This window comes from Janthinobacterium sp. GW823-FHT01H08, assembly GCF_058797855.1.
Genome location: NZ_CM179504.1, coordinates 5,910,681 through 5,932,649 on the forward strand (window position 1 = coordinate 5,910,681; position 21,969 = coordinate 5,932,649).

Genomic DNA, 21,969 nt, shown 5'->3' on the forward strand with positions numbered 1-21,969 from the left:
GTAAACCCAACGATGTGATCCGATGGCCTACTATCTGATCCATATGCTCCGATTAGACAGTAGGTCGGTCACGCCATATCAGCTCGCCTGGTTATGCAATTTTGACATCGGCCAACAGGACAGTGGGCTCGTTTTTGATTTCAGCCGCTGCCTGGTGGAACATCTTGATCCCGAGAGACAGTTGCTTAATGTACTGGCCGCGCGCAGCAACAGTATTGAAAGCCGTTTGCGGATCGACGCCGCCTTTCTCAATGATTTCTACAGCCTTTTTCAAAAGCAGGCCGAGCTCATCTTTACGTTCAGCCTCGAGATACGCATACGTCTCGCTAGTTGCATTTAATGCAACTACAGCGGAGTCGGCGGCCGACATAGTCCGGCCAACGATTTCATTCACGATTTTCATTTCACACTCCAAATTATCAAAGTTTTAAAAGGTACAGGGAATACATTCAGCCGAGACACAACCAACGTGCAAAGTGCTGAAGGTGGTGCCAACAAATGATGCGCTCACGGAACGGCAGGCGCCACAACTGCTATACTGATAGCATGATTGCTAAACAAATCAAAATTCCGCTCTTCGTTCGTATTCCACGCGCGCTGGTGCAGAGGCTTAAAAGGTCAGCTTCCAGCAAAAACACTTCAATGTCGGTAGAGGTAGCGCGCGTATTGGAGGAAGGAATCCACACGTCCCTTCCACTTGAACTCAAGCATCAGGCCAATGCGATCCGGGCAAAATTATATAAAATGCAATTTGAGACTTTGGAGACATTGATACTGGATACTGTCGCCAATAAAGACGGAGCTGAAGCAGCAGACGCGTTGCTCTCCTTAGGTAATACAATCCGAACGATGCGGAACGAAAGGCAGCAGGCTGCTACGAATTTCCAACGCGAACTGGAAGGTCGGCAAGCGTCTCTTAAGGAATCGACGCAGCGATCACTAGGCGTTTTCGATGCACTACAACCTGGCTACGCAACAAGAGCCCCAGAGAGACTAGCTAAGGACGAGTGGCGCCGTCAAAATCTGATTAAAGCACTTGAAGCAAGAGGGTACGGCGCGCAAGCCCGGCTGGCCGTTTCCTTCGGGTGCACCCGAGGATATATAAGCCAGTTGTTGGCAGAGCCAGGTTCCAAGGGGCATCGAAGCATCACCGAGGAAACGGCTCGAAAGATCGAGGCAGCACTCGACCTGGACGATGGGGCGATAGACAACGTGCCGCCGGCATCTGACGTAGAGAAAATCCTTCACGCCGCAGGTGAGCTGAGCAAAGCTCTAAGAAGCATAAAAGACTGACCGACGGCAGCTCTTCCAGCGGTAGTATTCCCATCGCGAACAACGTGATTATTGGGCTTTGCGCCATTGGCTAACTCCAGCCGCCGTTCACCCAAGTTGGCGACGCATCAGAGGCAGTGGAAGAGCACTCGCATTTGATACCCGGCGCCGTCTCAATGACAATGCCGACAGTGAAAGCCTTCCCGTCGTAATAACATGAATTTCTAATGAATCTGTTTGCCGCCGTGGCCATCACTTCACACTTATACAGAGGCCAGCAGCAGGCAAACGCCAGTATGGAAAGTGTGGCGATTTTCCATCGGCTCACCCGCTTTAGCAGCGAGAACTTTCGTTTCTGCCATGAGTTGCGTTGACTATTTTTTTTTGCCGCCGACGTTGATCGTTTGGGGCGCTGTGATGTCTCCGTGAATCTGCTGGCCTACTTTGCCATGAAATACCATCTGGGTATTACGTTCTGCCGATTTTGCTGGCGGCACGTTCGTAGGTTCTGTAATCCCCTCAACAACGCCAAGTACGCGCGCTTTCCCACGCAAATCCAACTTACGATAGCCGACTAGCAACTCATTCTCGTCATCCGTCAATGCACTACTTGCCGCCGTACCATGCAGCACATATTGCGTATCAACACCCACTGATGCGATAGCAATTAGATAATCCGCACTTGGAAATCTCTTGTCTTGTTCGTAATTTATTTGCGTACCCTTCTCGACCTTCCCAACCAGTGCGAATTCCGGTTGAGTCATGCCAAGTCGTTTCCGTTCGCTTTTTAAGCGCTGCCCAAATGTATCCATATGTCGATCTTTTAGTTACAAAGTACAATTTTTTGTACTAAAGTGACGTCATTACCATGTGACGTATACAAATCATATCCTATGACATCTACCGCTCCAGTCACGCGCCAGCCGAAGAACGCACTTTCGCAGCCAATCCCGATTCGCTTGCTCCCCCCTGAGATCGAACGCGTCGAAAAATTTGCACAGCAAGACTCCCGTTCGCGAGCATCGTTTATGCGCCTGATGCTGCTACGTGGCCTTCAATCTTACGAGGCCGAACTCGAACAATTCTCCCTTATCCATCACGCTTAACTGCACAGGAGCAGGCCCATGTATCCCGATCCAAAACGCGTCCGCAACAACCGTGTCATGGTGCGCCTTGACGAATATGAGTATGACGTCCTGGCCGCCATCGCCAATTATCAGGGCGAGGAACTGGCTCCGTTTCTGCGGCAGCTCGCGCTTCGCCAGGCGGCAATAGTGCTTGGCTACGACAACAGTGCCACATTACCCGGCATTGCTGCCTAAATGAAGTCACCAATCAGCAACTTTTGAGCAGCCGAAAATATGCCCGACCGTTCCGTACCTGTAGAAACATGCGATGAAGACCAAGACACGTTTGAACGTGTCCGAATACAGCAGGGCTTGGACACCATCGACCAGGCTATCGAGTGGTTGATTAAGGATAACGTACGAATCGGGATTCGCAAGATGAGCGGCCGAGGCCGTGCCCTGTATCAAGTGAAAAGAAAGAACAAATGAGAGTCATCGGCCTGCCCTGCCCGCATTGCGAATACACCGTCCGCGCCGTCAAAAGCCGCACGATGTCCGCCATGTTCAAGGAAATTACCTACATGTGCCAGAACCCGGACTGCGGGCACTCCTTCGTGGCAGGCCTGGAAGTGCTGCGCACCCTCTCGCTGTCCGCCATGCCCAAGCCGGATATCCGCATCCCGATGTCCCAGCATGCGCGCACGGCGGCCACCAGCCAGCTGGCCCTGGATCTGACAGCGAGCTGCTGATGACTATCCCGATCCTCGCGCCACCGTAGCCCGGCCGCCGTAACTCCCCTCTTTTGCTGTGCCCTGCTGCGCTCCCTTTTGAGCGTGCGGGATTCGTTCAACCTGAAATAAGGAAAACCGATGGAAAACACGCTGCACGCCACCCGTCATGCCGACAAATCCATGGCATCAAGCACGATCCGCCCAACCTTGCAAAATTGCATTGTCCCCGTGGCACCAACGTGTTTTCTGCTGCAAGCCAGCGCGGGCATCGGCATCGCGGCGCTGACCGCCCGCATCCATGAGATTGCCAAGACCTACCACGCCTACGGCGCTGCCAATCTGACCTTCATCGTCAGCGATGCACATGCGCTGGAGCGTAACGGCTTTTTCGCGCCAGCCAAGCAACGCGACCTGGTCGGCAAGCTGCCCATCGAGGTGAACTACATTTTCGCCACTGAAGCGGGTTCCCGGCACTGCAGCGGCGCATCGCACACGCTCCCGTACTGGGCAGAACATTTTTTCAAGGCAGGAGCGCGCTGATGCAGCGCCTGGCCAAGACCTGCGGCATCTGGCTGCTGTCGCTCCTGATCGTCATTACTCCCGACGTGCTGCGGGCCATTGGCTTCATCAAGGACTGAACCATGCCGGCGTCCCTTATCGACAATCACCTGTCCTTCCAGCCTGCTGCCGAGATTCTGGCCGCGCGCGACAAGGACATGCCGACGCCGCCGGGCGCCGGGCATGCGCTGGCCGCCATCGCCGAAGCCAAGGCCCAGCTACGCAGCATCAAGCCGCGCAACCTGGCGCCCTTCATGGCCCAGGCCTGGGGATTGTCTCCACGCGGCGCACGCCGCTCCGTGCTGATCGCCGCCGGCATGGACGCCGACCGCTGGGAATCGCCCATCCACTCATTTACCGAGGAAGAGCGCATCGAACTACGCGCCGCCACCTCTGCCGCTATCCGTGTGTACGAAAGACTGTTGAATGCAATCTAAACAAATCCTGCTGCCTGCCCCGCAACGTCACGAAGCCTTCTTGCGATCCGCCCAGTTCGCGCCCGAGCTGGCCCGCATCCCGTACAAATGGCGCAACCGTGTCATCACGGCCGCCCTGGCCAAAATGGCCTGGTCGTCTTGGTACAAAGTCTATGAATCCGTCGCCACCAGCTTTGTGCGCGAGTTCGCCGAACAGTACGTGCCGGCCGGCGTGGACCTGTCGCAGAGCGATGCCGACATCGTGGCCACCGCCGAGCGCGCTGCCTCTGGCGTCACCAGAATGCTGTGGATGGCCATATCTGAAACGCATGCCCTACAGATCATGGAAGACGAATGCACTTCGTATGGCATCGAGCTGCCCGAGTTCGACACGCTGGCCGACACCATCGCCCGCCTGGTGGACGCCCGCTGGTGGCGCCGCCAGTTGCGCAAGCGGGTCAAGCGCGCCTTTGAAGCGGGAAATATCCGCCTCGGCTACGTGAACTATCGCGGCGAACCCTACGCCAGCAACGACGCAGTGCTGTCGCGCCTGGCGCAGAACCGCCGCAACGCGGCAGCGCTGGCCGCCACCCTGGTGCAGAACGAGAACGGCCAGCAATTCAGCATCGCCGAACTGGCAGAGAAAACGACGGCAAACAAGGCCATCCGGCGCGGCGAGCTGATGTTGCGCATCAACGGCTTTGAGCAGATCGCCCGCGAGTGCGGCGACCAGGGCATTTTTATCACCTGGACGTGCCCATCTCGCTTTCACGCCATGCAGCACAGCGGCAAGCCGAACGACAAGTTCGACGGCTCGACGCCGCGCGAGGCCAATGCATATTTAGGCAAGATGACATCGCTGTGCCGCTCCGCGCTGGCGCGCCGTGGCATCGGCCTGTACGGCTTTCGCATCGCCGAGCCGCACCACGATGGCTGCCCGCACTGGCATTTGCTGCTGTTCGTGCGCCCCACCGCGAAATACAAGACGGCCCACCTGCGGGACGTCGCAGGCCGCGCCATCCGCATCATGAAGCGCTACGCCTGGCGCGTGGACCGTGGCGAACCGGGCGCCTTCGCGCGTCGCCTGGACGTGAAACGCATCGACTGGGCCAAGGGCAGCGCCGCCGGCTATATCGCCAAGTACGTGGCCAAGAACATCGACGGCGTGGCCGAGCACAAGACGAAAGAAGGCTACGTCGTCACGGCCGACACCGAAGGCGATGTCGAGCTGACGCCCTCCGCGCGCGTCGAGTCCTGGGCCGCGTGCTGGGGCATCCGCCAATTCCAGCAATGGGGCGGCGCGCCTGTCACCGTGTGGCGCGAACTGCGCCGCATCGAGGAAAACATGCTCAACGAGGCGCCGGCCGCGATGCGCCGCGCCTGGGATGCCGTGCAAAAGATCGACGGCGAAAAGCGCGCCTGCTGGGCCGAATACCTGCGCGCCCAGGGCGGCGCCCTGGTGCCGCGCAAGGAACTGGTCGTCACGCTGGCCAAGGACGAAAAGACCGTCATCGGCCGCTACGGCGAAACCCAGCGCATCACGCCCTACGGCGTGCGCTGCAGCGATCTGATCGGTGTGGTCTTCAAGTCCGTGCGCCATACGTGGACGCCGGTACAGGCCACAGGCGCGCGCGGGGTGGCTGTTGGGGTTGCCGTTCCTCGGACTCGTGTAAATAACTGTACGCACCCCGTTGGCCCTGCCCCGGCCGCGCCGCCAGCGGCGCCTATCCCTGACCTGCCTGACGAGGCAAAAACAGCCGTGATTGCCGCCTGGGCGGCCGTCAACGCCTGCCCGTATCCCCGGCTGATCGTCCCCGACAACCCACCCAATGAAGGAAATGGCACATGAGCACCTTTGCCGTGATCGTTCGCACGCAAACCGAACGCTTTGAATATGCCGCGATTGCCGCTTCCAGCGGCGACGCGATCCAGGCCGCCCTCGACCACTTCGGCGTGTGCGGCGTTACCGCCAAACTGAAAGGAGCACCGCAATGCTGAACACCCTGACCAATTCGCCGCGGCAAATCGCCCTAGGCGACCGCGTTACGTTCGATACCGACGAAGGCTACCAGGCCGGCACCGTCAACGACCTGCGCCGCGACGTGGGCAATGGCGAGCTGCACGCCTGGGTGGAGCTGGATCACCAGTGGCCGGGCATGTTTCGGGCCGTGCCGCTGGCAGCAATCTTGCCCGCATTGAGTTAGGGACACGGTATGGCAAACCGCATCGCGACGAATGCCACCTTCCTGTCGATGGACGATATTTGCGCCCTGACCGGCCGGAAGATGAAAACGAAGCAAATTGAGGCACTGCGGAAGATGGGCCTCCCATTTTGGGTCAATGCCATCGGACGGCCGGTTGTCGCGGTCGCTGCAGTTGAGGGGCGCAAAGAAGCGCCACGGGAAAAAACATGGGTAATGCCAAGGATCAATAAAAATGGGCCGACGAAACACACGTAATTTGAACATGCCGCCGTGCATGCATCCGCGTACCCAGCGCAGCGGCAAGGTGTACTACTACATGTACACCAAAGACAAGCCGCGTAAGGAAATTCCACTTGGACCCGACTTCATCCTGGCACTTAGGAAGTATGCCGAGCTAAACATCGTGGTTGAGCCAACCGCCGGCGCGACGTTTTCCGATGTACAAAAGCGCTACCTGGTCGAGGCAGTGCCAAAGCTGGCCGTCAGCTCAGCCCGCATGTATCGATCAGACATCAAGCATCTGCTCGCAGCCTTTCACGAGGCACCGCTCGACCAGATCAAGCCTATGCACATTCGGCAGTTTCTCGATGACCATGCAGACAAGCCGACCACTGCGAACCGCTGCAAACGCGTATTTTCGACCATGTGGAACCATGCACGTGGTTGGGGTTATACAGACCTGCCAAACCCATGCGAGGGCATCCAGGGCCATTCTTTGGCAAAGCGAACCGTCTACATTACCGACGAGGTATTTGCAGCGGTACGCAAACATGCCAGTGCCCCACTACTCGATGCGATGGACTTGGCATACCTGACTGGCCAGCGTCCCGCCGATGCGTTGCGCATGACTGTGCGTGACATCGTCGACGGCTATCTGATCATCACGCAGCAAAAAACCAAGCAACCACTGCGCATCACGATTACAGGCGAGCTGGCCAAGCTGATGGAGCGGATCCGGGCACGCAAGGCGACGCACAAGATTGTGACAGGTGCCCTACTGACCAATATGCATGGTAAGCGCCTCACGGCGCCTGCACTGCGCACACAATTCGACGCGGCAAAGAAGCAAGCGGCAGAACATGCGCCCGAGTTGGCGCAGGACATCATGGCATTTTGGTTCTACGACCTGCGCGCGAAGGCGGCCGATGATACTTCGGATGACCGCGGCGATCAGGCAGCCAGCGATCTTTTAGGGCATGACAGTGTGAAAACGACTCAGCGGCACTACTTACGACGAGGCAAGATTGTGGCCCCGACGAAGTAGATTTATGCCAGCCGTACTTCTCAAATATCGACACTGACGGCCTTTAGGAAAATGACGAAAAATAGACGATTTCCGTCTATTTTTCAAAATCTATATCAAACCCTATTTTGGCCCTTTATGTGTATTTTTATGTGGTGTGAGGTTTAAAGTTTTTACTGCTACAACATTAAGGTGAGCCAGCGCAGCATTTACCGCAGATAAAGCATCATCCTCCGTCAGGTCGGTAGATACGGAAACCAGATAGCCTCCCATAACCGTTTTTATTAAAGTGCAAATACAACCTGGTACTGCGCTCAATGCAGCGATCACAGCTTGCAAGTTCGCGGGAGTTACGCCCTTTAATTCAAAGTAATAAGTATTCATTTTTAGGATATCAAATGGTTAAGGAATCTTCGTACTACCAAATGAGCCCGGTAGTGAACATATATTGATGGCTAGAAAGATATTCATATTCGTTAGCATCGAACACTTACTATGATATCTAACACATCGGCAGCCAAATGGTTGCCATAAACCAATAATAGCTCGGTAGCTTACCAAAATATCGATGAAAAAAAGTCACACATTACCACGCCAAACAAAACACTCCAGCTGGGCAAAAAGTGGACTTTTAAACATTATATTTTTCAGAGGTGTGTGAGAGGTTCAACCCCAAAAAAAATGGTTTGATACCGTTTTGTGGAGCAGTTTGGCTTTGAGGAGCGGCGAAAACGAGTTTTTCGCCATTTTTGACTGGAGCGGGTGAAGGGAATCGAACCCTCGTCGTAAGCTTGGGAAGCTTCTGCTCTACCATTGAGCTACACCCGCGAAGCCTGCATTTTACGCGGGATGGCGAGTACTTGGCAAATTTGTGGAGTGCCGCGCATGGCTGCGACGTCCTCTTCAGGACCTGGACCATATGGCAAACATGGATATCGTTTTCAACGATCAGGTCTTTGGACTTCCGGTCGTTGGCCAGCATTCTGTCGGCTCCGCCTGAGCAGCCCGGGACCTGGCTTGCCCCGCTAGTTCAGCTTTACAACGGCAATTGTTTCTCTTACATGTTTTATATCCTCAGTCCTGGCATAGCTTCAACGCATCCTGCCACTGCGGCAATCCGCAGAAGGTCTTCTTCAACCGTTCCGAAGACAGCACCGAATTGGCAGGCCGCCGTGCGGGTACCGGGTAGGCTTGCGCGAGTATCGGTCTGAGACGCGGCTTCTTGGCAATCGAGGCATGTGCCATGATCGCCTCAGTGAAGCCGAACCAGCTGGTTTGTCCTTGTGCCGTCAAGTGATATAAACCAGAGCGTTTGTCCCACCACGCTTGGCGGTTCGTGGCAACGACGCTTTGCGCCACGATATGCGCGGTGGTGTCGGCGATGGTGCGGCTCCAGGTGGGTGCACCGACCTGGTCGGAAACGATACTGAGCTCGTCGCGCTCCTGCGCCAGGCGGAGCATGGTCAGCAGAAAGTTCTTTCCATGCATGCTGTAGACCCAGCTGGTGCGCAGGATCAGATGCGGGATGCCGGCTGCCTGGATCGCCTGTTCGCCGGCCAGCTTGCTACTGCCGTACACATTGACAGGGCACGTCGGATCGGTCTCGACATAGGGACCGTTTTTCGATCCATCAAAGACATAATCAGTGCTGTAATGAATCATTGCAGCACCTAATTTTTTTGCTTCCTCGGCCATGACAGCCGGCGCCTCGCCATTGATGCGCATGGCCAACTCTGGCTCGCTTTCCGCCTTGTCGACGGCGGTGTAGGCGGCCGGGTTGACGATCAGCGTCGGCTTGATGCGGCGGATCATGTCGCGTACCTGGGTCAAATCGGCCAGATCCATCTGCCTGCGGTCGAGCGCTATGATTTCTCCCAGGCCTTGCAGGCTGCGTTCCAGTTCGTAGCCAACCTGGCCGGTTTTTCCTGTAATTAAGATACGGCTCATAATTGTTCCAGTGAATGCGGCACGGCTGTCTTGCCGTGCTCAGGCAAAGACGTCGGCATGGGCCAGCAACGTCGCGGCTTTGTCCTTGCCCGACAAGAGCGGTTCGCCGTCCAGCGGCCAGTCGATGCCGATTGCCGGATCATTCCACAAGATACTACGCTCAAATTCCGGCGCCCAGTAATCGGTGGTTTTGTACAAAAATTCAGCGTTGTCGCTGGTTACCAGGAAGCCGTGGGCGAAGCCTTCGGGAATCCATAGCTGGCGTTTGTTGGCAGCCGACAGCACCACGCCGACCCAGCGACCGAAGCTTGGCGAATTTTTACGCAGGTCGACAGTGACGTCGAATACTGCGCCGGCGGTGACGCGCACCAGTTTGCCTTGCGGCTGCTGGATCTGATAATGCAGGCCGCGCAACACCCCCTTGGCCGACTTGGAATGATTGTCTTGCACGAAAGAGCGCGTAACGCCGGTCAGTTCGGCAAAGCGCTTCTGGTTAAAGCTTTCATAGAAAAAGCCGCGGTCGTCACCGAATACCGTCGGTTCGAGTATCAATATGTCAGGTATGGCTGTGGTCTGGATTTGCATGGTATATCGGTATCGTATGAACTAGGTGGAAAGCGCAGCGCACCTCAGAATATTTTGTCGTCGAGCAAACGCAACAGATATTGACCGTAGGCGTTTTTCTTCAACGGCCGGGCTAGCTGCTCCAGTTTGGCGGCATCGATATATCCCTTGCGGTAAGCGATTTCCTCGGGGCAGGCAACTTTCAAGCCCTGGCGGTTTTCAATGGTAGCGATGAATTGGCCCGCTTCCAACAAGGATTCATGGGTGCCCGTATCAAGCCAGGCCATGCCGCGGCCCATCAATTCGACGTTCAATTGGCCGCGTTCCAAGTAGGCGCGGTTGACATCCGTGATTTCCAGCTCGCCACGCGCAGAAGGCACGATACTGGCGGCGATGTCGCAGACCTGGCTGTCGTAGAAATACAGGCCGGTGACGGCGTAATTCGATTTTGGCTTGAGCGGCTTTTCCTCGATGCTGACGGCGTGACGTTGCGCGTCGAAATCGATCACGCCATAGCGTTGCGGATCGGTGACATGGTAAGCGAACACGGTCGAGCCGCTGGTGCGTGCCGAGGCTACGCGCAACTGCGTTTCAAAGTCATGGCCATAATAGATGTTGTCGCCCAGAATCAGGGCCGATGGCGCATTGCCGACAAATTCTTTGCCAATGATGAACGCCTGTGCCAGGCCATCCGGCGTGGGTTGCACGGCGTAGCTGAGTTTGATGCCCCACTGGCTGCCGTCACCCAGCAACTCCTGGAAGCGCGGCGTATCTTGTGGTGTGGAAATGATCAGGATGTCGCGTATGCCAGCCAGCATCAGCGTGGTCAGCGGATAGTAGATCATCGGCTTGTCATACACGGGCAGCAGCTGCTTCGACACGGCCATGGTGACAGGGTACAGGCGCGTGCCGGAACCGCCTGCGAGGATGATGCCCTTGCGTTCGATGGCGTTTCCCATTATTGCTGCTCCTCGGCTGTGTCGCGTGCCGCGTAATTTTTCTCTACCCACTTCAGGTAATCGCCCGACTGCACATCACGTACCCAGACCTGGTTGTCCATATACCACTGGACGGTCTTGCGGATGCCAGTGGCGAAGGTTTCGGCCGGCTTCCAGCCCAGTTCGCGCTCGATCTTGCGCGCGTCGATGGCATAGCGACGGTCGTGGCCTGGGCGATCCAGTACGTAGGTGATTTGTTCGCGATAGCTGCCGGACGCCTTGGGATCGAGCGTATCGAGGATGTCGCACAAGATATGCACGACTTCCAGATTGGCCATTTCATTCCAGCCGCCCACGTTGTAGACCTCGCCCAGGCGTCCCGCTTCCAGGACGCGGCGGATCGCCGCGCAATGGTCGCCCACGTACAGCCAGTCGCGCACTTGCATACCATCGCCATAGATAGGCAAGGCCTTGCCGGCACGGGCATTGCTGATGATGAGCGGAATCAGTTTTTCCGGGAAATGGAAGGAACCATAGTTGTTAGAGCAGTTGGTGGTAAGCACCGGCATGCCATAGGTATGGAAATACGCGCGCACCAGATGATCGGACGCCGCTTTCGATGCCGAATAGGGACTGTTGGGCGCATACGGCGTCGTTTCCGTAAATGGCGGGTCGTTCGGTCCCAGGGTGCCGTACACCTCGTCGGTCGAGACGTGCAGGAAACGGAAGCCGTCCCTGGCGTCGCCTGTCAGGCCAGACCAGTAAGCACGTGCGGCCTCGAGCAGGCTGAAGGTGCCGTTGACGTTGGTGGTAATGAATTCGCCGGGGCTATGGATCGAGCGATCGACATGGCTCTCTGCGGCAAAATGCACGATGGCACGGGGCTGGTGTTCGGCCAGCAGGCGGGAGACGTGGGCAGTATCGCAAATATCGCCGCGTACGAAGATATGCCGCGGGTCTTGCTCCAGACTGGCCAGATTGCTGAGATTGCCAGCGTAGGTCAGTTTGTCAAAATTGATTACAGGCTCATCGTTGAGCGCCAGCCAGTCTCTTACAAAGTTGGAACCGATGAAGCCGGCGCCACCAGTCACTAAAATCATATTAATTTCCTTTGCTCACTTGAACGAATTCACAGGCGTTCCCGAGTGTGCAATCGTCGATGGACGACCTGACTGAACGTACTACTGCGACAGAATATTATGTGTTTGATATTTTTTTTGAATATTATGATACTCTCATTCGGGATTAATATGCGCAATCTTTCTTGAAGATGGCGTTAACCGTTTTCAGTAAAATAAAGACCCATTCTTGACATACCTGGCATCCTCAATGCCAGCGTGGCGCGCGACGATTTTAATGAGAGCGTGAATTAATCGGCCAGCGCTTCCAGGCGCTCGCGCACCTGGTTCAGATCCGTCTCGCGCATGCGCGCCGCCGTCTGGCGCAGGGATTTTTCCGCGCCGGCCACGCCGGCCGCCGCGGCCATCGACAGCCAGATATACGCCTGCTGCAAATCGAGCGGAGCGCCCTGGCCGCTTGCGGCCATCAGGCCCAGATTCATCTGCGCCCGCGCATGGCCCTGGCGCGCGGCCAGCGCATACCAATCCCAGGCGGCGGCATAGTCCTGCGGCACGTCCTGGCCATTGTCGTGCCGCAGGCCCAGCGCGAACTGGGCCAGGCTGTGGCCCTGGGCGGCGGCGCGGCAGTAACAGGCGCATGCCTGCTGGCTGTCGGGTGCAGGACCATCGTCGCGGTCGTGCAAGACGCCCTGCATGTATTGCGCCGGCGCGTAATCCTGCTCGGCGGCGCGGCGGTACCATTCCAGCGCCAGCGACAGATCCTGCGGCACACCCTGGCCATGCTCATAGCGCAGGCCCAGGTCGAACTGCGCGCGCACATGTCCCTGGTCGGCCGCCTTGCGGTACCAGAAGATGGCTTCCTGCGCATCGGCAGGCACGCCCTGTCCATGCTCATGCAGCAGTCCCAGCTGATACTGCGCGGCGGGGAAGCCCTGCTCGGCGGCCTGGCGGTAAAACGCTTGCGCCTGCGCGTAATCGTGGGCGCCATGTTCATGATGCAGGCCCAGGTTGTGCTGGGCCGCCGCATGACCCAGTCCCGCCGCCTTGACATACCACTCCAGCGCCGCCTGTTTATCGCAAGGCACGCCCTGGCCATTGTCGTAAATCAGGCCCAGGTTGAACTGCGAACTGGCGTGGCCCTGCTCGGCCGCGCGCCGGTACCAGCTGATCGCCTGCCGGCTGTCCTGCGGCAGCACGTCGCCATTTTCATAGCGCAGCGCCAGGTTGAACTGGGCCGGCGCATAACCCTGCTCGGCGGCCTTGCGCATCCAGGCCGTCGCCTGCTGGCGATCCTGGCGCACGCCCTGGCCATTGTCGTAGCGCAGACCCAGGTTGAACTGCGCACGCGCATAGCCCTGTTCGGCCGCCTTGCGGTACCAGGCGATGGCTTGCACGAAGTCCTGCGGCACGCCCTTGCCATTGTCATACATCATGCCCAGGTTGTTTTGCGCGCCCGCGTCGCCCTGTTCCGCCGCGCGGCTGAACCACAGCATGGCTTGCCCGCTATCTTGCGCGAGTCCCTGGCCCTTGGCATACAGCCAGCCCAGGTTGTACTGGGCCGCCGCGTAGCCCTGTTCGGCCGCCTGCTGGTACCAGTGCGCCGCCTGCGCAAAATCCTGCGGCACGCCCTGGCCCTTCTGGCACATCACGCCCAGGTTGTATTGCGCATGCTCGAGTCCCTGCGCGGCAGCCAGGCCGTACCAGTGCAGCGCCAGCGCATAGCTTTGCCCGATACCCTGGCCATTGAAATACATGAAGCCCAGGCTATGCTGGGCGTTCGCATTGCCTTTCTCGGCCAGTCCTTTCAGGCGCAGGTAATCAGCCGTGTAATGAGCAGCCGTGTAGCGGGGATCGGCAAGCGACACGGTCAAGCCTCGATGGTCAGCGTCGGGGACGGCGCGGGAGCGGCATCGGCGATCAGGCGGTTCTGCTCCTGCAGCACGCCGATAAAACTGCCCAGCGAAATGGGCCGGTGGTACAGATAGCCCTGCATCGTGGTGCAGCCCTTGTCCTGCAGGTAGCGCGCCTGCCCTTCCGTCTCCACACCCTCGGCGATCAGGTGCAGGCCCAGGCCGCGCGCAATCGAGATGATGGCCAGGATGACGGGATAGTGTCCGTGCTCGTCGTGGATTTCCTTCACAAACGACTGGTCGATCTTGATGGTGTGGATGGGGAAGCGATGCAGGTACGACAGCGAGGAATAGCCGGTGCCGAAATCGTCGATGGCCACCGACACGCCCAGCTGGCACAGCTTGTTCAACTGCTCGATCGCGTACTGCGGGTTGCGGATGCAGATGTTTTCCGTGATCTCGACTTCGATCTTTTCCGGCGCGATGCCGTAGCGCGTCAGCGCGCCGCGCATCTTCTCGAAAAAGTCGCCCCGGTCCAGGTATTGCGGCGACAAATTGAGCGACAGGCGCACGGCTTCGCCGCCAGCCGCGTTCCACTGCACCAGGTCGCGGCACAGGGCGCCCAGCATCCAGTCCGAGATCGGCAGCATCAAGCCGTTTTCCTCGGCGAACGGCAGGAATTCGCCGGCCGTCAGCAAGCCCCGCTGCGGGTGGTTCCAGCGCATCAGGCCTTCGGCGCCAACGATGCGGCCCGTCATCACGTCCACCTGCGGCTGGTAATACATCTCCAGCTGATTCAGCTCCAGCGCCTTGCGCAGGCTCTGCTCGAGCGCGATCTTCTGGTGCGACACGTCGAGCATGGACTCGTGATAGAAACTGTGGCCGTTCTTGCCCAGCGCCTTGACCTGGTACATGGCGATGTCGGCGTGGCGCAGCAGCTCGTCGATGGTCTCGCCGTCGCCCGGATAGATGGCGATGCCGATGGACGCCGAAATATGCACCTGGTTGCCATCGAGGTCGAACGGCTGGTGCAGGCATTCGAGGAATTTGTCGGCGATCAGGCGCGCATCCTGGCGGTCGCGCAGTTCCGGCAGCACGATGGTGAATTCATCGCCGCCCTGGCGCGCCAGGGTATCGCCGCGGCGCAGGCAATCCTTCAGGCGTAGCGCCACCTGCTGCAGCAGCTCGTCGCCCTTCACGTGCCCCAGGGTGTCGTTGACCAGCTTGAAACGATCGAGGTCGATGAACATCACGGCCAGTTCCGTCAGCTTGCGCCGCGCCTGGATGACGGCCAGCCCCAGGCGGTCCTTGAACAGCATGCGGTTCGGCAGGTCCGTCAGGATGTCGTGATAGGCCTGGTAAGAGATGACTTCCTCGGCGCGCTTGCGGTCGGTGATGTCGCGCGCCACGCCGTAGGTGCCGAAGTACTCCTGCTTTTTCGCTTCCTGGTCGTGGCCGTGCATGCCGATCGAGTTGAGCGGAATCGTCATCAGGGTGTTGTTGAAGGTCCGGTCGCTGCCGCTGCCGCTATGGCACTTCAGGCGCAGTTCCACATTGCGCGAGGCGCGCTCGTCGAGGCGGCGCTCGTTGAAGGCATAGCGCGCCCGCTCCTGGTCTTCATCGTGCACGAGAATCGAGTAATGGCTGCCGATCAGCTCCTCGCGGCTAAAGCCCAGCAACTGGTGCACCCTGTCGTTGATGAAAGTGATGCGGCCTTCGTGGTTCAGCGTATAGATGATGTCGGGCGAGCTGTCGACCAGGTAGCGGTACATCTTTTCCGAGTTTTCCAGCTGCAGCGCGATGCGCTCGTTCTCCAGCGCCAGCTGGCTCTTTTGCAGCGCGTTCTCCACCGTCTTGAGCAGCTCCTCGCGGCTGTAGGGCTTGCGCAGATAATCGTAGGCCCCGCGTTTGAGGGCGCCGATGGCCGCCTCGATGCCGACGTCGCCGCTCATGACGATCACGTCGCCCTCGATGCCGCGCCGGTTGATGTGGTCCATGATTTCATGGCCGCTCATGTCGGGCAGGCGCAAGTCGAGCAAGATCAGGTCGAAGCGCAGTTTCGACAACTGCGCCAGCGCCTCGCTGCCGCAGGTGGCCGTGTGCAGCTGGTAGCCGCGGTCCTTCAGCAATTCGTGGAGAGAGGCGAGCAGGCGGGGCTCGTCGTCGACCAGCAAAATGCGCGGGCTGTTTTCCAGGTCAAACGGAATGGCGGAGGAGTTCATGGACGTTACGAAGACATGGCGGTATTGCCGGGCGAGGGCAGCGCGGCTGCAGCGCTTGCCGGCAAGGGAATGGGCAGTAAAATTTCAAACGAGGTGCCGGACTTGCTGCTGCGGCAGCCAATCACGCCATGCAGGCGCGTGACCAGGTCATGCACGATGGACAAGCCCAGGCCGTGATGCGCGCCTGCCTTGCTGCTGCGCACTGGGGAAAACAGATTGGCCAGCACGTCCGGCGCCAGGCCTGCGCCATTATCGCTGACGCACAGCTCCAGGTACAGGCGGCGGTCGCGGTTCACGTGGCCACGGTTCGCCACTTCGATGCGCCCGCCATCAGGCAGGGCTTCGACGGCGTTTTTTAGCAGGTTGAGCAGGATTTGCTTGAGCATGTCGGCATCGGCCTCCACCTCGCATGGCGCGTCCTGCATGCGCGTGACCACCTCGATCTTCGGCGGCAGGAAGTCGGTGGCGCGGAACAGGCGCAGCACATCGTCGACCACGCGCGCGCAATCGGTCACGCCGCTGGCCGCCGCCGGCTGCAGATCGGCCAGGCCGCCGATCAGCTGGCCGACCCGGTCGATTTCCTCGTTCAGGATCGCCATTTCGCCCGACACCGGTTCCTGCTTCTCGAGCTTGTGATCGAGCACGCTCAGATAGTTCTTGATGATGGACAGCGGGTTATTCACTTCGTGCACGACGCGGCGCGACGCGGCGCGGTATTCCTCGGTCACGTGATCGAGCTGGCGCCGCGCCAGCCCGCGCGCGCTGATGGCCGTTTCCAGCGCCGTGGCGGCCTGGTTGGCATACGCGCGCAGGAAACCCTCGCGCTTCTGGCAAGCGGGAATCTGCCACGCCGCCACGCCGCCAATGAGCACGCCCAGGCTGCGCTGGCCCGACGCCAAGGGCACGCAGACCAGGCTGTCGGTACCGAGAATGCGGAACAGCTGCTCCTCGACGATGCCCAGCGCCGGCATGTCGCGTTTCAGGAACGCCAGCTGGCACTCCAGCGCCGAGGCGGCCAGGAGGCCGCCCTTGGCCAGCGGGATCGAGAAGCCGGCCAGGCGCTGCTGATGTTCGCCCGCCGCCACGCCGACGAGCGCATGGCCGGTGGGGTTTTGCAGCAGGATGACGGCGGTGTCGAAATCGAACAGAATGCGCGCCGAGCGCGTGATGGCTTCGAGCAGGCTGCTCTCGCCCTGCTGCCGGGCGAAGGTCTGGCCCACTTCGGACACCAGCACCATATTGCGCACTTCGTCGGACAGGCGCCGCTGCACCGGATCGACGGCTGGCGGCGCATAGGCGGGCGGCGTGGCGATATCGTCCGCGCCGGCCAGGTCGATGCCCAGGTGCTGCGCGGCCTGCTCCACCTGGCGCGCGACGCTGCCGGCCAGCTCGTCCAGTGTCTCGACGTCCAGCGCGCACAGGCTTGCCGCCTGCGTGATCGACTCCGCATCGTCGGCATGGCAGCACAGCAGGTGCGCCAGGCGCACGATGCGGATCAGGGGATGGCTCGCTTCCAGGCGCGCCAGCGGCTCATGGTGATACAGCACGCTGTCGGCCAGGAAGGAATCGAGATGCCAGCGCTCAATCAGCCAGGCGCCCGCTTCGGCATGCGTGATCTGCAAGGTACGCTGCTCCACCGCGCACAGGGCGGCATCGTCGCGCGCCGTGAAATTGAACGCGTATTCCTTCGGCGCCGTGGCCAGCAGGGCCAGGCGGCCCACGTTGTGCAGCAAGCCGGCCAGATATGCTTCCTCGACGTGCGGATAGGCCATGGCCTTGGCCAGCGCGCGCGCCATGACGGCGGCCGACAGCGAACTTTTCCAGAAGGCGCGCAAATCCGTGCTGCCGGAATGGGGAAAGCTGTTGAAGGTCTGGAAGACGGATTCGCTGATGACCAGGGTCTTGATCATGTCCGTGCCCAGCGACACGAGCGACTGTTCCAGGCTGACGACCTTGCTCTGCCGATGGTAGGCCGAGCTGCTGGCCACGCCGAGGATCTTGCTGGTCATGCCCGCATCCTTGGCGATCAGGGCGGCCAGCTCCGGCATGCCGGCATCGTCGGCCTGCAGGTGGGCGATCAGTTTGAGGAGGATCTGCGGCATGGCCGGCAGGCGGGCAATCAGCAGGCGATTGCGAATATCTTGATCAGATTGATGCATCGTATCAGGCATTGCCGGTTTGAAAAGGAAGAGCGCTCAGCAGCGAAGCGCGGCCACGTTCAGAGGAATCCTCCACTCCTGTAACCCAAAAAATGTCGCCTGAGAGGATGCCGGGAAAAGCAGTCATCTTATCATAAGCGCCGGATATTACTTGCAATATAGAAAATTAAGTTGAAATAAATCCAGCGTTCTGCGATGGAAACTTATGCCTTGAAGGAACCCAGCAAACGGTGGCGGAAGCGCCGCGATATCAGCCACAGCGCCAGCGCCAGGCCCGTAAACGCCAGCTGGCCCGACGCCAGCCACAGCACGGAACCGGACAGCAGCGGCGAGATCACGCCGGCCACCACGGCGCCCAGCAAGGTGCTGGCAAACGACTGGCACGAGGCCACCGTGCCGCGGATGTGCGGGAACAGGTCGAGCGCCAGCAGGGTCGCGCCCGGGCCCACCAGCGACATGCCGAAGGTATAGAAGAACAGGGGCAGCACCGACCAGGGCAAGGAGGGCGGCAGGAACAGGTGATACACGACATTGACGCTGGCGGCGCACAGCAGGAAGGCAAAGCCGATGCCGATCTGGCGCGCGAACGTGACCTTGCCGGCGATGCGGTTGGCCGCCGCGGCGCCCATGAAGATGCCGCTCACGCAGGGAATGAACAGCCAGGCGAATTGCGATGGCCCCAGGCCCAGCTGCTTGGGCAGCATTTCCGGCGCGGCCGTGATGAACAGGAACAGGCCCGCGAAATTGAGGGCGACGATGCCGGCCTTGATGTGGAACAGCGGCGAGCGCAGGATCTGGCCATAGCTCGACGCCAGGAAGCGGGGATTGAAGGGCTGGCGCTTTTCCATCGGCAGGGTTTCGGGCAGGCGCCAGTAGCAGAACGCCAGCAGCACCACCGTGTAGAAGGCGAGGAACAGGAAGATCGAGCGCCAGTCGAACCAGATGACGATCCAGCCGCCGAGAATCGGCGCCACGGCCGGCGCGATGGAAAAGATCATCGTCACCAGCGACAGCAGCCGCGCCGCCGCCGCATCGGCATACAGGTCGCGGATGATGGCGCGGCTGATCACCACGCCGGCGCCGGCCGAGACGCCCTGCATGATGCGGAAGAACCACAGGTAATGCACAGTGTGCGCCGAAGCGCAGCCCAGCGAACCGATGGCAAACATCAGCAGCGACACGAGAATGACGTTGCGCCTGCCGAAGGTATCCGAGATCGCGCCATGCCACAGCACCATGCCGGCAAAGGCCAGCATGTAGAACGTCAGCGACTGCTGCACTTCCAGCGGCGACGCCTGCAGCGAACCCTGGATCGCGCCAAACGCGGGCAGATAGGTATCGATCGACAGGGGACCCAGCATCGACAGCCCGGCCAGCATCATCGCCAGCGCACCGCGGCTCAGCGGCGCCATGTGGCTCGGTGTGGGAGGCGGAACGGGCGTGACCGGGTCGGGCGGCACATCGGCCGGAGGGGTGGGAAACATGGCGGATCCAAAGTGGCGCGCGGACCGGTTGCGGTCCGCGCGAGGTACTGCGTTACTACAGACGTCTACAGACGCCAAAATAGCTGATAAAACCGTCGCGAGCGGAAGGGAGAGGTGGCCGAGAAGCGCAGCCGTACACGAGTACGGCGAGCATCACAGGCCGCCTATCCCGACGCGCAGCAGATTTGATCAGTTATTTTTTGGCTTGGCTTCTTCGCGGCGGTTGTAACCGGCGACCATATCAAAGCGGAACAAACGGCATTCCAGCGCACCGTTGAAGAATGGCGTCTTGCGCGCTTCCTTCAGACGCAGCAGCTTGGGCAGGCCCAGGTCGGCCGTGAACAGGAACACGGTCCAGCCGGCGAAACGCTGCTTTAGGGTCGTGCCCATGGCCGAATAGAACGACGTCGACAGTTCATCTTCCGGGATGGTGCTGTCGCCGCGCACGCCGATACGCTCGCCGTACGGCGGGTTGGTCAGCATGATGCCCGGCACGTCGCTCGGCGGCTTGACTTCCTGCGCCTCGATCTGTTTCAGGGGCACGTCGAAGCGCACGCCGGCGCAACGCAGGTTATGGCGCGTCATGGCGACCATGTCGCCCGAAATGTCGCTGCCGAAAATGGTCGGTTCGGCCGGCAGCGGATTGACCTTGATGGCGTTTTTCATGGCATTCCACGGCGCGGGATCGAAGTCGTGGAAGTTTTCAAACGCGAACTGGCGCGAGGCGCCCGGCGGTATCCCTTGCAGCATCTGCGCCGCTTCGGCCAGGATGGTGCCGGAACCGCACATCGGGTCGAACAGCACCATGCCAGGCTTCCAGCCCGACACGCGCAGCAGGCCGGCGGCCAGGTTTTCGCGCAGCGGCGCGTCGCCCGTCTCTTCGCGCCAGCCGCGCTTGAACAAGGCTTCGCCCGAGGTGTCGAGATAGACGGTGAAGGTATGCGCGTCGAGGAAGCCGACGATGCGCATGTCCGGCGTCTTGGTGTTGACCGATGGACGCTCGTTGAACTGGTCGCGGAAGCGGTCGCAGATCGCATCCTTGATTTTCAATGTCGTGAATTCCAGGCTGCGCAGCGGCGATTTCACGGCCGTGACGTCAACGCGGATCGTGTGGTGCACGCCGAACCAGTCTTCCCAGGATTGCGCCAGGGTCAGGTCGTAAATATCGTTTTCCGTCTTGTAGCCGGAATGCGCCATGCGCATCAGCACGCGCGAAGCGATGCGCGAATGCAGGTTGATGCGGTAGGAATCGAGCAGGTCGCCGGAGCAATGGACGCCGCCCGGCACCTGGTTGTGCACCTTCATGGTCGCACTATCCTGAGCGATCTCGCCCAGTTCCTCGGCCAGCGCCGCTTCCATCCCGCGCGGGCATGGGCAAAAATATGAAGCCATGGTGTACCTTTTATCCGTTGAAAAACAATTAACTAAAAATTTCAAAACTTGTCGGATTACGCGCGCAGCGCCAATCCGACCTACATCCAATATCTTGCGCAGGTCGGCGCAGGTTGGCGTAGGTTGGCTTAGCCCGCCAGGGCGTAAGCCGACAAACACCGCTGCCGACTGAGCTTGTCGGATTACGCGCAAAGCGCTAATCCGACCTACATTGACATCTTTCCATAATTATTTCGCCAGCGCGCGCTCGACAAAATCGAGGCGGTCCTGCCCCCAGAACCCTTCGCCATCGACGATGTACCACGGCGAACCGAACACGCTGGCGGCCGTGGCCGCTTCCGTGTTGGCGTCGTATTCCGCCTGCACGCTGGCCGTCTCCGACGTTTTCAGCAACTGGCGGCCGTCGAAACCGGCGTCAAACGCGATCTGCACCAGGGTTTCCTCGTCGCCGATGTTGCGCTCCTCCGCCCACAGGCCGCGCATGATGGCGTGCGCCAGTTTCAGCGACGCTTCCACGCCGTGCGCCAGGCGCGTGGCGATGATCAGCTTGGCCGACGCTTCCGGCGACACGGGGAAGAACTTCGGCTGCAGGGTCAATGGCACCTGCAAAAAGGCCGACCAGCGCGCCAGTTCGGCCAGGCGGTACGCCTGGCGCTGCGGTGCGCGCTTGGCCAGCGGCAGGCCGCCCGAGACGCTGAAGACCTTGCCCAGGTCAAAGGGCCGCACGTCGATCTGTGCGCCCGTCTTCGCGGCGATGGCCATCAGGCGCGCGTGCCCCAGGTAGGTCCATGGCGAGTGGGGCGCAAAAAAATACTGCACGACTTTGCTCTGGCTTGCACTCAT

Annotated in this window: 23 protein-coding genes and 1 tRNA gene; 10 read left to right on the forward strand and 14 right to left on the reverse strand. The window is 59.8% G+C overall.

The annotated features are described in order from the left end of the window. Nucleotides 1-91: 91 nt before the first annotated feature. Nucleotides 92-403, reverse strand: coding sequence for a hypothetical protein (locus AC3RCG_RS26595; protein WP_492402156.1), 312 nt, complete (start codon nt 401-403; stop codon nt 92-94). 143 nt (nt 404-546) lie between these two features. Between AC3RCG_RS26595 and AC3RCG_RS26600 the strand changes: the two genes are divergently transcribed. After that, nucleotides 547-1,293: a hypothetical protein gene (locus tag AC3RCG_RS26600; RefSeq protein WP_492402154.1), complete on the forward strand. Its 747-nt coding sequence runs from the start codon at nt 547-549 to the stop codon at nt 1,291-1,293. Between the two features lie 353 nt (nt 1,294-1,646). On the opposite strand, the gene AC3RCG_RS26605 is transcribed toward AC3RCG_RS26600, so the two are convergent. Further along, complete coding sequence (locus AC3RCG_RS26605) at nt 1,647-2,084, reverse strand: helix-turn-helix domain-containing protein (protein WP_492402153.1); 438 nt, start codon at nt 2,082-2,084, stop codon at nt 1,647-1,649. A 312-nt stretch (nt 2,085-2,396) separates the two neighbouring features. Between AC3RCG_RS26605 and AC3RCG_RS26610 the strand changes: the two genes are divergently transcribed. The 9 genes from AC3RCG_RS26610 to AC3RCG_RS26650 all read left to right on the forward strand — a co-directional run bounded on the left by AC3RCG_RS26610 (nt 2,397) and on the right by AC3RCG_RS26650 (nt 7,512). Beyond that, the gene (locus tag AC3RCG_RS26610) at nt 2,397-2,594 is read left to right on the forward strand and encodes a hypothetical protein (RefSeq protein WP_492402152.1); all 198 of its coding nucleotides are present in this window, start codon (nt 2,397-2,399) and stop codon (nt 2,592-2,594) included. A 230-nt stretch (nt 2,595-2,824) separates the two neighbouring features. Continuing rightward, nucleotides 2,825-3,088, forward strand: a complete 264-nt coding sequence (locus AC3RCG_RS26615) for an Ogr/Delta-like zinc finger protein (RefSeq protein WP_492402151.1) — start codon at nt 2,825-2,827, stop codon at nt 3,086-3,088. 120 nt (nt 3,089-3,208) lie between these two features. Continuing rightward, complete coding sequence (locus tag AC3RCG_RS26620; RefSeq protein ID WP_492402150.1) at nt 3,209-3,610, forward strand: hypothetical protein; 402 nt, start codon at nt 3,209-3,211, stop codon at nt 3,608-3,610. Nucleotides 3,611-3,711: 101 nt separating this feature from the next. Next, nucleotides 3,712-4,065, forward strand: coding sequence for a hypothetical protein (locus AC3RCG_RS26625; RefSeq protein WP_034745810.1), 354 nt, complete (start codon nt 3,712-3,714; stop codon nt 4,063-4,065). Then, nucleotides 4,055-5,893: a replication endonuclease gene (locus tag AC3RCG_RS26630; protein WP_492402148.1), complete on the forward strand. Its 1,839-nt coding sequence runs from the start codon at nt 4,055-4,057 to the stop codon at nt 5,891-5,893. Before AC3RCG_RS26625 ends, AC3RCG_RS26630 begins: the two co-directional genes overlap by 11 nt. Further along, on the forward strand, nt 5,890-6,042 hold the full coding sequence (locus AC3RCG_RS26635; RefSeq protein ID WP_492402147.1) for a hypothetical protein: 153 nt from the start codon (nt 5,890-5,892) through the stop codon (nt 6,040-6,042). Before AC3RCG_RS26630 ends, AC3RCG_RS26635 begins: the two co-directional genes overlap by 4 nt. Further along, nucleotides 6,036-6,248, forward strand: a complete 213-nt coding sequence (locus tag AC3RCG_RS26640; protein WP_492402146.1) for a hypothetical protein — start codon at nt 6,036-6,038, stop codon at nt 6,246-6,248. Before AC3RCG_RS26635 ends, AC3RCG_RS26640 begins: the two co-directional genes overlap by 7 nt. A 9-nt stretch (nt 6,249-6,257) precedes the next feature. Then, the gene (locus AC3RCG_RS26645; protein WP_492402144.1) at nt 6,258-6,503 is read left to right on the forward strand and encodes a DUF4224 domain-containing protein; all 246 of its coding nucleotides are present in this window, start codon (nt 6,258-6,260) and stop codon (nt 6,501-6,503) included. Nucleotides 6,504-6,522: 19 nt separating this feature from the next. After that, nucleotides 6,523-7,512, forward strand: a complete 990-nt coding sequence (locus AC3RCG_RS26650) for a tyrosine-type recombinase/integrase (RefSeq protein ID WP_492402143.1) — start codon at nt 6,523-6,525, stop codon at nt 7,510-7,512. A 102-nt stretch (nt 7,513-7,614) separates the two neighbouring features. Here the strand turns inward: AC3RCG_RS26650 and AC3RCG_RS26655 are convergent, their stop codons facing one another. The 12 genes from AC3RCG_RS26655 to AC3RCG_RS26710 all read right to left on the reverse strand — a co-directional run bounded on the left by AC3RCG_RS26655 (nt 7,615) and on the right by AC3RCG_RS26710 (nt 21,969). Further along, entirely contained in the window at nt 7,615-7,875 is a 261-nt protein-coding gene (locus AC3RCG_RS26655; RefSeq protein ID WP_492402142.1) for a hypothetical protein, read from the reverse strand. 370 nt (nt 7,876-8,245) lie between these two features. Continuing rightward, a tRNA-Gly gene (locus AC3RCG_RS26660) sits at nt 8,246-8,319 on the reverse strand. A gap of 246 nt (nt 8,320-8,565) precedes the next feature. Beyond that, on the reverse strand, nt 8,566-9,438 hold the full coding sequence (rfbD, locus tag AC3RCG_RS26665) for a dTDP-4-dehydrorhamnose reductase (protein WP_492402140.1): 873 nt from the start codon (nt 9,436-9,438) through the stop codon (nt 8,566-8,568). A 39-nt stretch (nt 9,439-9,477) separates the two neighbouring features. After that, the gene (rfbC, locus tag AC3RCG_RS26670) at nt 9,478-10,023 is read right to left on the reverse strand and encodes a dTDP-4-dehydrorhamnose 3,5-epimerase (protein WP_070220504.1); all 546 of its coding nucleotides are present in this window, start codon (nt 10,021-10,023) and stop codon (nt 9,478-9,480) included. A 44-nt stretch (nt 10,024-10,067) separates the two neighbouring features. After that, complete coding sequence (gene rfbA, locus AC3RCG_RS26675; protein WP_070220506.1) at nt 10,068-10,961, reverse strand: glucose-1-phosphate thymidylyltransferase RfbA; 894 nt, start codon at nt 10,959-10,961, stop codon at nt 10,068-10,070. Continuing rightward, on the reverse strand, nt 10,961-12,046 hold the full coding sequence (gene rfbB, locus AC3RCG_RS26680) for a dTDP-glucose 4,6-dehydratase (protein WP_492402361.1): 1,086 nt from the start codon (nt 12,044-12,046) through the stop codon (nt 10,961-10,963). Before rfbB ends, rfbA begins: the two co-directional genes overlap by 1 nt. A gap of 263 nt (nt 12,047-12,309) precedes the next feature. Further along, the gene (locus tag AC3RCG_RS26685; protein WP_492402138.1) at nt 12,310-13,884 is read right to left on the reverse strand and encodes an SEL1-like repeat protein; all 1,575 of its coding nucleotides are present in this window, start codon (nt 13,882-13,884) and stop codon (nt 12,310-12,312) included. A gap of 2 nt (nt 13,885-13,886) precedes the next feature. Next, complete coding sequence (locus tag AC3RCG_RS26690; protein WP_070220512.1) at nt 13,887-16,091, reverse strand: EAL domain-containing response regulator; 2,205 nt, start codon at nt 16,089-16,091, stop codon at nt 13,887-13,889. Nucleotides 16,092-16,096: 5 nt separating this feature from the next. Beyond that, nucleotides 16,097-18,250 carry an HDOD domain-containing protein gene (locus AC3RCG_RS26695; protein ID WP_070220757.1) on the reverse strand — a complete coding sequence of 718 codons (2,154 nt, stop codon included), beginning with the start codon at nt 18,248-18,250 and terminating at the stop codon, nt 16,097-16,099. Nucleotides 18,251-18,453: 203 nt separating this feature from the next. Beyond that, nucleotides 18,454-19,734, reverse strand: coding sequence for a multidrug effflux MFS transporter (locus AC3RCG_RS26700; protein ID WP_200880291.1), 1,281 nt, complete (start codon nt 19,732-19,734; stop codon nt 18,454-18,456). A 189-nt stretch (nt 19,735-19,923) separates the two neighbouring features. Then, nucleotides 19,924-21,126 (reverse strand): THUMP domain-containing class I SAM-dependent RNA methyltransferase, encoded by a 1,203-nt coding sequence (locus tag AC3RCG_RS26705; protein WP_373631582.1) that lies wholly within the window; start codon nt 21,124-21,126, stop codon nt 19,924-19,926. A 228-nt stretch (nt 21,127-21,354) separates the two neighbouring features. Next, nucleotides 21,355-21,969: a 2-hydroxychromene-2-carboxylate isomerase gene (locus AC3RCG_RS26710; protein ID WP_070220516.1), complete on the reverse strand. Its 615-nt coding sequence runs from the start codon at nt 21,967-21,969 to the stop codon at nt 21,355-21,357.